Annotated in this window: 14 protein-coding genes; 9 read left to right on the plus strand and 5 right to left on the minus strand. The window is 66.4% G+C overall.

The features are described from left to right. Window positions 1–75: 75 nt before the first annotated feature. Window positions 76–414: a P-II family nitrogen regulator gene (locus tag ACQY76_RS20570; protein ID WP_213372002.1), complete on the plus strand. Its 339-nt coding sequence runs from the start codon at window positions 76–78 to the stop codon at window positions 412–414. Window positions 415–547: 133 nt separating this feature from the next. Further along, window positions 548–1957, plus strand: a complete 1410-nt coding sequence (gene glnA / locus ACQY76_RS20575; RefSeq protein WP_428030540.1) for a type I glutamate--ammonia ligase — start codon at window positions 548–550, stop codon at window positions 1955–1957. Between the two features lie 143 nt (window positions 1958–2100). On the opposite strand, the gene rpsI is transcribed toward glnA, so the two are convergent. Both rpsI and rplM read right to left on the minus strand, forming a co-directional pair. Beyond that, window positions 2101–2577 (minus strand): 30S ribosomal protein S9, encoded by a 477-nt coding sequence (gene rpsI, locus ACQY76_RS20580; protein WP_428030541.1) that lies wholly within the window; start codon window positions 2575–2577, stop codon window positions 2101–2103. Between the two features lie 2 nt (window positions 2578–2579). Then, window positions 2580–3041, minus strand: a complete 462-nt coding sequence (gene rplM, locus ACQY76_RS20585; protein WP_428030542.1) for a 50S ribosomal protein L13 — start codon at window positions 3039–3041, stop codon at window positions 2580–2582. 323 nt (window positions 3042–3364) lie between these two features. On the opposite strand from rplM, the gene ACQY76_RS20590 reads away from it, so the two are divergent. Further along, the gene (locus ACQY76_RS20590) at window positions 3365–3805 is read left to right on the plus strand and encodes a CoA-binding protein (protein WP_428030543.1); all 441 of its coding nucleotides are present in this window, start codon (window positions 3365–3367) and stop codon (window positions 3803–3805) included. A 6-nt stretch (window positions 3806–3811) separates the two neighbouring features. On the opposite strand, the gene ACQY76_RS20595 is transcribed toward ACQY76_RS20590, so the two are convergent. Beyond that, window positions 3812–4651: a MipA/OmpV family protein gene (locus ACQY76_RS20595; RefSeq protein ID WP_428030544.1), complete on the minus strand. Its 840-nt coding sequence runs from the start codon at window positions 4649–4651 to the stop codon at window positions 3812–3814. A 235-nt stretch (window positions 4652–4886) separates the two neighbouring features. Then, entirely contained in the window at window positions 4887–5438 is a 552-nt protein-coding gene (locus ACQY76_RS20600) for a tyrosine-protein phosphatase (protein WP_428030545.1), read from the minus strand. Window positions 5439–5707: 269 nt separating this feature from the next. On the opposite strand from ACQY76_RS20600, the gene ACQY76_RS20605 reads away from it, so the two are divergent. The 4 genes from ACQY76_RS20605 to ACQY76_RS20620 all read left to right on the plus strand — a co-directional run bounded on the left by ACQY76_RS20605 (window position 5708) and on the right by ACQY76_RS20620 (window position 9996). Continuing rightward, a complete protein-coding gene (locus ACQY76_RS20605; protein ID WP_428030546.1) occupies window positions 5708–7000 on the plus strand; it encodes an O-acetylhomoserine aminocarboxypropyltransferase in 1293 nt (430 codons plus the stop codon). A 204-nt stretch (window positions 7001–7204) separates the two neighbouring features. After that, window positions 7205–7366: a DUF1127 domain-containing protein gene (locus ACQY76_RS20610; RefSeq protein WP_423291369.1), complete on the plus strand. Its 162-nt coding sequence runs from the start codon at window positions 7205–7207 to the stop codon at window positions 7364–7366. Window positions 7367–7492: 126 nt separating this feature from the next. After that, complete coding sequence (trmFO, locus tag ACQY76_RS20615) at window positions 7493–8923, plus strand: methylenetetrahydrofolate--tRNA-(uracil(54)-C(5))-methyltransferase (FADH(2)-oxidizing) TrmFO (RefSeq protein ID WP_428030547.1); 1431 nt, start codon at window positions 7493–7495, stop codon at window positions 8921–8923. After that, window positions 8920–9996 carry a serine/threonine protein kinase gene (locus ACQY76_RS20620; RefSeq protein WP_428030548.1) on the plus strand — a complete coding sequence of 359 codons (1077 nt, stop codon included), beginning with the start codon at window positions 8920–8922 and terminating at the stop codon, window positions 9994–9996. The genes trmFO and ACQY76_RS20620 overlap by 4 nt, the downstream gene beginning before the upstream one ends. Here the strand turns inward: ACQY76_RS20620 and ACQY76_RS20625 are convergent. Then, complete coding sequence (locus tag ACQY76_RS20625) at window positions 9993–10916, minus strand: LysR family transcriptional regulator (RefSeq protein ID WP_428030549.1); 924 nt, start codon at window positions 10914–10916, stop codon at window positions 9993–9995. The two genes, ACQY76_RS20620 and ACQY76_RS20625, sit on opposite strands and share 4 nt — an antisense overlap. A 144-nt stretch (window positions 10917–11060) precedes the next feature. Here ACQY76_RS20625 and ACQY76_RS20630 point away from each other — a divergent pair, with 144 nt between their 5' ends. Further along, window positions 11061–11819, plus strand: coding sequence for an SDR family NAD(P)-dependent oxidoreductase (locus ACQY76_RS20630; RefSeq protein ID WP_428030550.1), 759 nt, complete (start codon window positions 11061–11063; stop codon window positions 11817–11819). Next, window positions 11813–12538 (plus strand): SDR family NAD(P)-dependent oxidoreductase, encoded by a 726-nt coding sequence (locus ACQY76_RS20635; RefSeq protein ID WP_428030551.1) that lies wholly within the window; start codon window positions 11813–11815, stop codon window positions 12536–12538. Before ACQY76_RS20630 ends, ACQY76_RS20635 begins: the two co-directional genes overlap by 7 nt. Window positions 12539–12559 lie beyond the last annotated feature (21 nt).

Raw genomic sequence — 12559 nt, forward strand, 5'->3', positions numbered from 1 at the left:
TGGCATGGGTTCTGCTTCTTCGCGACCCGACTCGGCCGGGCGTCGCGGATCGACGGGTCAGGGAGACGAGGTCATATGAAGAAGATTGAGGCCATCATTAAGCCCTTCAAGCTGGACGAGGTGAAGGAGGCGCTGCAGGAAGTCGGATTGCAGGGCATCACCGTCACGGAAGCCAAGGGCTTCGGCCGGCAGAAGGGTCACACCGAACTCTATCGCGGCGCGGAATACGTCGTCGATTTCCTTCCCAAGGTGAAGATCGAGATCGTGGTCGCCGACGAGACGGTGGAAACCGCGATCGACGCGATCCGCCGCGCCGCCCAGACGGGCCGGATCGGCGACGGCAAGATCTTCGTGTCCAACATCGAAGAGGCCATTCGCATCCGTACCGGCGAGTCGGGCGTCGACGCCATCTGAGAGCCAGCGTAGTATGGTCGCGCCTATCGAGCGCGCCGTACCCTGACGGGTGCGGCGCGTATCGTCGTTGACCATCCGCTTGGGACTCATCTGCCCCGCAAAAGACGGCAGTATCAGAAGAGGTACGAAGAATATGACGACGGCCAAGGATGTACTGAAGCTAATAAAGGACAACGACGTCAAATACGTCGACCTGCGCTTCACCGATCCGCGCGGCAAGTGGCAGCATGTAACCTTCGACATCTCGATGGTCGACGAAGATTTCTTCGCCGAAGGTCAGGCGTTCGACGGTTCGTCCATTGCGGGCTGGAAGGCCATCAACGAGTCGGACATGCATTTGCAGCCCGATCTCGATTCCGTTTCCATCGACCCGTTCTTCGCCGAAACCACCATGGTCGTGGTGTGCGACGTGCTCGAGCCGACGACGGGCGAGCCCTATGGCCGCGACCCGCGCGGCATGGCGAAGAAGGCCGAGGCCTATCTCAAGTCCACCGGCATCGGCGACACCATCTATATCGGCCCCGAGGCCGAATTCTTCATCTTCGACGACGTGCGCTTCAAGGCCGACCCCTACAATACCGGCTTCAAGCTGGATTCGGTCGAGCTGCCGACCAATGGCGACACCGATTATGAAGGCGGCAATCTCGGCCACCGCGTGCGCACCAAGGGCGGCTACTTCCCGGTTCCCCCGGTGGACAGCTGCCAGGACCTGCGCGGCGAGATGCTCGCGGCCATGGCCCGCATGGGCGCCAAGGTCGAGAAGCACCATCACGAAGTGGCGTCTGCCCAGCACGAACTCGGCCTGAAGTTCGACACGCTGGTGACGATGGCCGACCAGCTGCAGATCTACAAGTACTGCATCCACCAAGTCGCCAATGTCTACGGCAAGACGGCCACCTTCATGCCGAAGCCGATCTTCGGCGACAACGGCTCGGGAATGCATGTGCACCAGTCGATCTGGAAGGGCGGCAAGCCGCTGTTCGCCGGCAACAAATATGCCGACCTCAGCCAGGAATGCCTCTGGTACATTGGCGGCATCATCAAGCACGCCAAGGCGCTGAACGCCTTCACCAACCCGCTGACCAACTCCTACAAGCGTCTGGTCCCCGGCTATGAGGCCCCCGTTCTGCTCGCCTATTCCGCGCGCAACCGCTCGGCGTCCTGCCGCATCCCCTACACCACCTCGCCCAAGGCCAAGCGCGTCGAGACCCGCTTCCCGGACCCCGGCGCGAACCCCTATCTCGCCTTCGCCGCACTGCTGATGGCAGGCCTCGATGGCATCCTGAACAAGATCGATCCGGGTCCGGCCATGGACAAGGACCTCTACGATCTGCCGCCGAAGGAACTGAAGAAGATCCCGACCGTCTGCGGCTCGCTGCGCGAGGCGCTGTCCTCGCTCGACAAGGATCGTGAGTTCCTCAAGAAGGGCGGCGTGTTCGAGGACGACTTCATCAACGCCTATATCGAGCTGAAGATGGCCGAAGTGATGCGGTTCGAAATGACCCCGCACCCGGTCGAGTTCGAGATGTACTACTCGGTCTGACCGGCACGCCGGTCTGCCAACGAAAAGGGGCGCCCCACGGCGCCCCTTTTTTGTGCCCGTGCCGGCATGTCACGGTGGCCATGCCGGCAAACAAAAAGGGCGGGTCCAAGACCCGCCCTTTCGTCTGTAGACCAAGGCGCCGATCAGCGCTTCGAGAACTGGAAGCTGCGGCGGGCCTTCGCCTTGCCGTACTTCTTGCGCTCGACGACGCGCGAGTCGCGGGTCAGGAAGCCGCCCTTCTTCAGCGGGCCACGCAGCTCGGGCTCGTAATAGGTGAGCGCGCGGGAAATGCCGTGGCGCAGCGCGCCGGCCTGGCCGGAAAGGCCGCCGCCGGAAACCGTGCACACCACGTCATACTGGCCGGTACGGGCCGCCGTGGTGAAAGGCTGCTGGATGATCAGGCGGAGCACCGGACGGGCGAAGTAGACTTCGATGTCGCGCTCGTTGATCAGGATCTTGCCGGTGCCGGGGCGAACCCAGACGCGGGCGACCGCGTTCTTGCGCTTGCCGGTGGCATAGGCACGGCCCTGGCGGTCCAGCTTCTGGACGCGCACGGGGGCCTCGGGGGCCTGGGACTTGAGGGCTTCGAGCCCGTCGAGCGACTGGATGAGCTCAGCCATGATCAGTTCCCCACATTCTTGCGGTTGAGCGCGGCGACATCGAGCGTCTCCGGCTGCTGGGCTTCATGCGGATGGGTGCCGCCCTTGTAGACGCGCAGATTGCCCATCAACTTGCGGCCCAGCGGACCGCGCGCCAGCATGCGCTCAACAGCCTTCTCGACGATGCGTTCGGGGAAACGGCCTTCGAGGATGAACTTGGCCGTCCGCTCCTTGATGCCGCCGGGGAAGCCCGTGTGGTGGTAGTACACCTTGTCGTCGCGCTTGCGGCCGGTCAGCACCACCTTGTCGGCATTGATGACGACGATGTTGTCGCCGCAATCGACATGCGGGGTATAGATCGGCTTGTGCTTGCCCTTCAGGCGGGTAGCGATGATGGTCGCGAGACGACCGACCACGAGGCCGGAAGCGTCGATCACGACCCACTTCTTCTGAATATCGGCGGGTTTTGCCGAAAAGGTCTTCATGGGAAAATCCATATGCAAGGGTGCGGAGTGCCCGCGCCTCTCTCGTGGCGGGTTTCTAGACGAGCCCTCGCACAACGTCAATGTGACGAGAGCTGAAATTACCCATGTGTATCAGGGGTTTAGAATTTAGGTATTTTATTACCTCGTTCTAAGCCCTTGAAATCGGCGTTTCGCGTCGCTGCGAAAGTCCCTGGACGCGCAACGCCGGCGGCCGTGCACGAAAAACCTCGCGCCACGCCGCGCAGAGCCCCATATCTGCAACCCGTACCCTTTGCCGAATCCTTCCACGCGTCGGGCCCGCCCGCAGGCCCCCAGGAATCTCCATGAATCACGACAGCTATGACGACGCCTTCCTGGCCGACTGGCTCGGCGGCATCCGCACCATCGCCGTCGTCGGCGCCAGCCCGAAGCCCGATCGCCCCAGCCACGGCGTCGCCCGTTTCCTCGCCCAGCGCGGCTACAAGGTGTTCGCCATCAATCCCGGCCATGCCGGGCGCGACATTGCCGGCCTGCCGACCTACGCCCACCTCGCCGACGTGCCGGAGCCGATCGACATGGTCGACGTGTTCCGGGCCCCGGAGCATCTCGAATCCGTCGTGGGCGAATCGCTCGCCCTGTCGCCCCGGCCCAAGCTCATCTGGGGCCAGCTCGGCGTGCGCGACGATGCGGCGGCGGCGCGTGCCGAGGCGGGCGGCATCGCGGTCGTCATGGATCGCTGCCCGGCAATCGAGATCCCGCGCCTGCGCCTCGCGCCTGTACGCTGAGCCGCGTCAGAACCTGTAGCCGACCAGCAGCATCACCGAGGGCTGGAACGCCTCCTGCACCACCGGGCTGTCGGCGACATCGCCCAGCAGGTAGCCAAGGCCGAGTTCGCCGCGCACCAGCCAGTGCTCGGTGAACGCATAGGTGGCCGCCAGTTCGAGGTCGACGCGCTTGAAGCCGGCGCCGATGTCGTAGCGCCGCAGCCCCGACAGGGCGGACTGCACCGCCGTCACGCCGAAATAGGCCTGCATGTAGTCCTCATCCGCCCAGGTCGTCGACACGCCAAGCGAAAAGCGGAACTGGTCCACATTGTGGGCGAGCTTGAATCCGAGCGTTGCCTGCGTGCCGTCGCTGCCGCCGATGATCCGCTCGAGCGAGCCGTAGATTTCAGCCCCGCCCCGCTCATAGGTCAGCGTGGCGCCGACCACGCCGCCCATGTCGATGTCGCCCAGGCCCCTGAGATGATCGGAATCACTCTGCTTGCGGCCGGTGTCGTAGCCGAACTGGCCGCTGAGGGTGAGATCGCCCAGGCTGTGGATGTTCACCGACACCCCGCGTGGGTCGATCGTCACATGCTCGCCCAGGCTGGCGGTGATGAAGGGAACGGGCTGGAAATCGACCTCGTCCGATCCCTCATATTTCGGCGCGACCAGCACCCCGCCTCCCAGCACGACGTTCCACTCCGCCAGCTTCTGCGCCACGAAGAACAGGCTGTCGGAGCCGGGCGTGGCGGCGGGCGCCCTCTGGCTGTCATCGGCGGGCTGGGTCTGGTCGGCGCCGAAGGCGCAGGCCGGCAGAAGCGAAAGGGCGACGGGCAGTCCAAGGCGGAGGGTGGTGCAAAGGCTCATCTAACGTCTCTTGGGTGAGCGGGAGAATGTTCGCGGGAACATCCTCGGATGGCTCACCCAATCGGCGACGGTGCCGGCCAGGGCCATGGCGCTTTCGCCGTTGCGCCGAACGTTTCGCAAGCGTGTTGCGGCGCACTCGCGAAAAGCGACGATCCTGCGTGAATTCGCGAACGGGATTTGCGTGCCCGATGAGGGAACGGTTCACGATCCACCGGAAGACGAAGGCGCCTCGCCTTCAGCTTCCGGTGTAGCCGAGCCAGGGCTCCAGCCGCTCGAAGGTTTCATCCATCGCGTAGAACGGCGCGAAGGGCAGGCCGATATGGCCGAACAGCGGCGAGAGCTGCAGCTCGGCGCTCATCTCGCTCGCCTTCTTGATGCCCGCGAGATACAGCGCGGCGGCAAGGCCCGTCCGGTCGGCGCCGGAGAGGCAGTGGATGAGGATCGGGCGCGGCGCGTTCTCCAGCGCCTTGAAAAAGGTCGCGACTTCCTCGTCGGTCAGTTCGCGCCGGGCCGACCAGCGCAGATCGATCAGCTGCACCTTCGCCTCGCCGGCGATCCGCACTTCGTCGCGATACCAGCCGCTGTTCTCCGCACGTCCCCGCAAATTTATGATGGTGCGGATGCCCCGGCTGTCGATCACGTCCTTCAGCCGCCCCGGCGACAGGGTGGCGGAGCGGTAGAGTTCGCCCTCCACGACCGTGTGCACATTGCCGGTCGCATAGGCCCAGCCGGCATAGCTACCCGCGAGAAGCAGCAGCGCGCCGCAGGCACCCAGGCTCCAGCGCACCCATGCCGCCCAGCCTCGCTGCGGTTGGTGCCGCGCCCCGTTTTCGTCCACACCCGCCCCCGCCAGAAAATCCTCGGCAGGATGAAGCTAGACGCGCAAGCTGACAGGGCGCTGACAGCAACCCGCTACAGTTCAACAGAAATTAACTGCTGATTATTTCTTTTGCCAATCCGGTTGCGTTTTTTAGCCGAGGCGCGAAACTGCCCACCAAGACGCCCGCAGTGCCCGCCCACCGCACGGACCCTCAGCGCGTCGACAGGAGAACGCCCATGACCGACGCCCCCCCGCCCTCCCCGGGCTTTGCCACCCTCGCCGTCCATGCCGGCGCGCAGCCGGACCCGACCACGAAGGCCCGCGCCACGCCGATTTACCAGACCACGTCCTTCGTGTTCGACGATGTCGACCACGCGGCCTCGCTGTTCGGGCTCAAGGCGTTCGGCAATATCTATACCCGCATCGGCAACCCGACCAACGCCGTGCTGGAAGAGCGCGTGGCCGCGCTGGAAGGCGGCACCGCCGCCCTCGCCGTCGCCTCCGGCCACGCCGCGCAGTTGCTGACGTTCCAGACGCTGCTCACCCCCGGCGACGAGTTCATCGCCGCCCGCAAGCTCTATGGCGGGTCGATCAACCAGTTCAACCACGCCTTCAAGAGCTTCGGCTGGAACGTCGTCTGGGCGGATTCGGACGACGTCGCCTCCTTCGAGCGCGCCATCTCGCCCCGTACCAAGGCCATTTTCGTCGAGTCGATCGCCAATCCCGGCGGAATCGTCACCGACATCGCCGCCATTTCGAAGATCGCCAAGCGCGCCGGCGTGCCGTTGATCGTCGACAACACGCTCGCCACCCCCTACCTCATCCGCCCCTTCGAGCACGGCGCCGACATCATCATCCATTCGGCCACCAAGTTCCTCGGCGGCCATGGCAATTCCATCGGCGGGGTGATTGTCGATGGCGGCTCGTTTGATTGGCTGCGCGAGGGGCGCTATCCCTTCCTGTCGCAGCCGCGCCCGGAATATGAGGGCATCGTCATCGGCGAGGCCTTCGGCAATTTCGCCTTCGCCATCGCCGCCCGCGTGCTCGGCCTGCGCGATCTCGGCCCGGCGCTGTCGCCCTTCAACGCCTTTCTTCTCCTCACCGGTATCGAGACGCTGCCGCTGCGCATCCAGCGGCACTGCGACAACGCGCTGGCTGTGGCCACCTTCCTCGCCGACCACCCCAAAGTGTCCTGGGTCAGCTATCCCGGCCTGCCGGGCGACCGCTATTACAACCTCGCCCAGCAATACTCCCCAAAGGGCGCCGGCGCGGTGTTCACCTTCGGGCTGAAGGGCGGTTTCGAGGCGGGCGTGGCATTGGTGTCGGGGGTCAAGCTGTTCTCGCATCTCGCTAATATCGGCGACACCCGCTCGCTCATCATCCACCCCGCCTCCACCACCCACCGCCAGCTCGCCGACGACCAGAAGACCCTGGCCGGCGCAGGACCGGACGTGGTGCGGCTGTCGGTCGGCATAGAGGACGCGGCCGACATTATCGCCGACCTCGATCAGGCGCTCAAAGGCGCCTGATTCTGCCCACATTCCGGTCATGCTTACAGATCGTGAATGAATTATGAGCCTGTCATGCGCGGCCCGCAGGTCTGGGATGCGGTATAATTCCTACCAAATGTGCAGGGTGTCGAATATATAGGCATCGGAATGATTAACGGACGTGCAGCTCCCGGGGATGCCTGGAGGCCGCGATCCGGTTAACCGCAACCGATGGAGACTGACATGCTGCTTTGGGGCCTCGTTGCCAAGCAGATCCGCCGCTGGCAGGCGTATCGCCGCACTCTGGTTGAGCTTTCGCAGCTCGACGACCGGACTCTCGCCGACATCAACGTGTCGCGCGGCGAGATCACCAACGTCGCTCGGCGGGCCGCTGCTGCGGCCTGACGCGCGACCGGACCCTGCGTCCAACGCATAGCTTTACAAGAACGGCTCCGGATATCTCCGGGGCCGTTCTTTTTTGGCCCGGTTCCGTGCTAAGCCGCGCACGGGTTTGACGAGCAGCGGCAGGATATGAGCATCACCGATACGCGCCCCGTCCACATCATCGGCGGCGGCCTCGCCGGCTGCGAAGCCTCCTGGCAGCTTGCCCGTCGCGGCGTGCCGGTCGTGTTGCACGAGATGCGCCCGACACGCGGCACCGACGCCCACAAGACCGACAGCCTGGCCGAGCTCGTCTGCTCCAACTCCTTCCGCTCCGACGATTCGCAGAACAATGCCGTCGGCGTGCTGCACGCCGAGATGCGCCGGCTCGGCTCGCTCATCATGGCCTGCGCCGACAGCCATCAGATTCCGGCCGGCGGCGCGCTGGCGGTGGACCGCGAGGGCTTTGCACAGGCCGTCACCGCCGCCATCGCCGGCCATCCCGGCATCACGGTGGCGCGCGGCGAGGTCGAGGGCCTGCCGCCGGAAGACTGGGATTCGGTGATTGTCGCTACCGGCCCCCTCACCTCGCCCTCCCTCGCCGAGGCGATCCGCGCGCGCGCCGACGAGCAGGCGCTGGCCTTCTTCGACGCCATCGCGCCCATCGTGCATTTCGATTCCATCGACATGAACGTGTGCTGGTTCCAGTCGCGCTACGACAAGGTCGGCCCCGGTGGCACCGGCGCCGACTACATCAACTGCCCGATGGACAAGGAGCAATACGAGGCCTTCGTCGCCGCCCTCGTCGCGTCCGACACCGTGCCGTTCCGCGAATTCGAGAATACGCCCTATTTCGACGGCTGCCTGCCCATCGAGGTGATGGCCGTGCGCGGTCCCGAGACGCTGCGCCACGGGCCGATGAAGCCGATGGGGCTCACCAACGCGCACAACCCGACGGTGAAGGCCTATGCCGTCGTCCAGCTGCGGCAGGACAATGCGCTGGGCACGCTCTACAACATGGTCGGTTTCCAGACCAAGGCGCGCCATGCCGAGCAGGTGCGCCTGTTCCGCATGATTCCCGGGCTGCAAAACGCCGAGTTCGCCCGGCTCGGCGGCCTCCACCGCAACACCTATCTCAATTCGCCCCGCGTGCTCGACCCCAGTTTGCGGCTGAAGGCGGAGCCCCGCCTGCGCTTTGCCGGGCAGATCACCGGCTGCGAGGGCTATGTGGAAAGTTCCGCCATGGGGCTGCTGGCCGGGCTATTCGTCGCCGCCGAACGGCGCGGGCTGGAGCCGGTTCTGCCGCCGCCGACCACCGCGCATGGCGCGCTGCTCAACCACATCACCGGCGGCCACATCGAGAGCGTCGAGCCCGGCCCGCGCTCCTTCCAGCCGATGAACATCAATTTCGGCCTGTTCCCGCCGCTCGACGCCGCCCCGACGCGCGACGCCGACGGCAACCGCCTGCGCGGCACGCAGAAGACCGTCGCCAAGAAGCAGGTCCTCGCCGCCCGTGCCCTCGCCGACATGGACGCCTGGGCGAAGACCCATGCCGACGAAACCGACGAGGCGGCGGCGTGAGGCTCGATCTTCCCGCCAGAGGCGGCGTCTTCGAGCTCGACACGGTGCTCAAGCGCGACACCTTCTCCACCATCGAGCGCGGCTTCTGGCGCGATGCCGCCGGCAACCGCTTCCCGGCGGTACGACGCAACTATGCCGGGGTGAAGTGGTGGGTGAAACCGCTCGCCCGCCACTTCGCCCGGCGCGAGGCGCGCGCGCTGGTCCGCGCCGAGGGCAGCGGCCACACCGTGCCGGTCTATGCGCTGGAGGAAGGCCATCTGGTGCGTGGCTTCGTCGACGGCATCCCGCTGCAGATCGCCAAGCCGCGCGGCGACCTCGCCTATTTCGCCTCGGCCCGCAAGGGCCTGCGCGAGGTGCACCGGCGCAACATCGCCCATAACGACCTCGCCAAGCCGCAGAACTGGCTCTACGCCGCCGATGGCCGCGCGGTGCTGATGGATTTCCAACTCGCCATGGTGTTCACCCGGCGCAGCAAGGCGTTCCGCGTCGCCGCCTATGAGGATATCCGCCACTTCCTCAAGCAGAAGCGCAGCTACTGCCCGGAGGCGCTGACCGCGCGGGAAAAGAAGATACTCGCCCGCAAGAGCCTGTTCACCCGCGTGTGGATGAAGACCGGCAAGAGGGTCTATAATTTCGTCACCCGCCGCCTGCTGAACTACCACGACACCGAAGGACGCGGGCCGCGCGCCATGGAGCAGGGCCCCCGCATCGCCAGCACCCTTTCCGAAGTGGCTGGTGTGCGCGCGGTGCACATTTGCGACTTCCCCACCGCCGGCCACAGCTTCGGCCTCTATGCCTTCGTCGAGGCCCGGGAGGGGGTGAGCGAGGACGCCATGCGCGCCCATCTCGCCGCCCATCTGCCGGACGTCCTGCCGCCGGAGCATTTGCAGGCGGTCCGCATGCTGCCGCGCGATGGCACCGGCGCGGTGCGTGATGACTTGCTGCGCCTCGTCGCCCTCAACCAGCTCGACCAACTGTCGCTACTGCCGCGCGGCCCGCAGGAGGAAGAGGCGCTGGCGGCGATCGTCCGCGACCGCCGCAACCTCAGCGATCGGGTGCGCGGCGGCATCTAGCCGGGCTCGGCGGCACCGGAGTGGACCTGCGCCTGCGCCTTCAGCTCGCGCACGAAGGCATCGACCAGCGGCTGCTCTCCCTTCAGCCGGCGGGTGGCGGCGAAATGGGTGGTCTCGAAGCCATAGGCCTCCGGCTTCAGCACCCGCATCTGGCCGCGCCCGACCCAATCCTCGCCGATATGGCGGGGGAGATAGCCGATGAAGCGCCCGGAAAGGATCATCATCACCTGCGCCTCCATCTGCACGATGGCGCCGCTCGCGCGGGGATGGTTGACCCGGTAGAGGTCGTCGAGGTGGCGATAACGCCGCACCGAGAACAACGCTTCCTCGATCCGCGCATGGGTGATCTCCACCCCGGCAACGTCGAACAGCGCATGCCCGCGCCCGCAATAGAGCGCCTGCGCTTCCCGGTTCAGCGGCACATAGGTGATGCCCGGCACCTTCTGCGAGAACGGCCCGACGACGAGATCGCGCGCGCCGTCCATCAGCGCCCGCTCCAGCACCAGCGGCGTGCCCAGCTCCAGATCGACGAACACCTCGGCGGCATAGGCCATGTAGCGCGACAGCGCGGTCTGCAGGCCCAGCTGCGGGTTGGTGACGACGCCGTCGACGATGCCGACCCGCAGCCGCCCGACAAGGCGCTGCTGGTCGCGGCCGATGCGGCCATGGAAGGCGTCGATATCCTCGAACAGCCGCTTGGCGGCGGCGAGCGTCGCCTCGCCGAAGGGAGTCAGCCGGAAGCCCGCCCGGCCGCGCTCGCACAGCTGCCCGCCGAGCTTGCGCTCCAGCGCCGCCAGATGGGTGGAGAGCGTCGACTGCGACAGGTTGAGCGCGATCTGCGCGTCCTGAAACCCGCCCTCCTGCGCCAGCACGAGGAACACCCGCAGCAGCCGCAGGTCGATATTGTCGAGGCGGCGCATGCAGCGCTCCGGTTCACATCGGCATTTGTCGATACATCCTTCCACTAAATCCACTTCTTCCTGAAGTGAAGATGGCGGACGATGGCTCTCCCGCATGGAGATACCCGTGTCCCGCCCTCGCCTCCTCTCCGCCCTGCCCCGCCCATGACGCTCGACGGCATCTCCGGCCGCACCGTGCTGGTCACCGGCGCCAGCCGTGGCATCGGCCTCGGCATCGCCCGGGCCTTCGCCGCCGCCGGGGCGGAACTGCACATGCTGGCGGATGACGAGGCGATCCATGAGGCCGCCGGGCGGCTCGGCGCGCGCGGCCACCGCGCCGACATCACCTCGGCCGCCGAGATGGCCGCCGTGGCGAGCGCCATCCCCCATCTCGACGTGCTGGTGAACAATGCCGGGCTGGAGCGCGTCACCCCGCTCGACGATGCCGGCGCCGAAAACGAGGCGATCTTCCGCCGCGTGGTCGAGATCAACGTGGTCGGCACGTTCCTGGTCACCCGCGCCCTGCTGCCGCGCCTGCGCCATGGCGGGCGCGTCATCAACACCGCCTCCATCTGGTCGCGCAGCGCCGAATCGCTGTTCGGCGCCTATGTCGCCTCCAAGCATGCGGTGATCGGGCTCACCAAGACCTGGGCCAAGGAACTTGGCCCGCGCGGCATCACCGTGAACGCCGTCTGCCCCGGCTGGGTGCGCACGGAAGCCTCGCTGCGCTCGCTCCACGCCATGGCGGAGCGCACCGGCATCGCGCCGGAAGTGCTGCTGGAAGAGATCGTGGCGGCGCAGATCCTGCCCGGCTTCATGGACCCGGAGGACGTTGCGGGCACTTATCTCTTCCTCGCCTCCGATCTTGCCGCCAACATCACCGGCCAGAGCCTCGGAGTCGATCGCGGAGAACTGCCATGGTAGCCCCCCACAAGGATGTGCGCGTCATTGTCACCGGCGCGGCGAGCGGCATAGGGCGGGCGAGCGCCGATGCCCTGAGCGCCGCCGGTGCCAAGGTCATCGGCTTCGACCTGCACCCGCCGCCGGATGAGACGCGCTGGCCCACCATCCTCGTCAACGTGTCTGATGAGACCTCGGTCATCGGCGGCATGGAGGCGGCAGAGGCGGAACTGCGCGGGCTCGACGTCATCATCAACTGCGCCGGCATCTGCGAGGAGACGCCGCTGGCGAGCTTCGATGTCGCCACCTATGAGCGCATGGCGGCGGTGAATGTGCGCGGGCCCATCCTCATGGCGCGCGAGGCGCTCAAGCGCTTCAGCGGCGAGGGACCGGTGCGCGGGCGCATCATCAACATCGCCTCGGAGCTTGCCTATCTCGGCCGCGCCGGCTTCTCCGGCTATGCCGGCACCAAGGGCGCCATCCTCAGCCTCACCCGCTCCTGGGCGCGCGAGCTGGGGCCGGACATCCTGGTCAATGCCATAGCGCCGGGGCCGGTGGATACGCCGCTGCTCGGCTTCGACACGCTCAGCGACGAACTGAAGCGGCTGGAGACGGGCAACCCCTTCGGCCGCGTCGGACGCCCGGAGGAAGTGGCGCAGGCCGTGCTGTTCCTGGCGAGCCGCTCGACGAGTTTCATCACCGGCCAGTGCATCAGCGTCGATGGCGGCGCGGCGATGCACTGAACGGATCAGCATCAGCACACT

Source organism: Ancylobacter sp., assembly GCF_965279025.1.
Classification (GTDB): Bacteria; Pseudomonadota; Alphaproteobacteria; order Rhizobiales; family Xanthobacteraceae; genus Ancylobacter.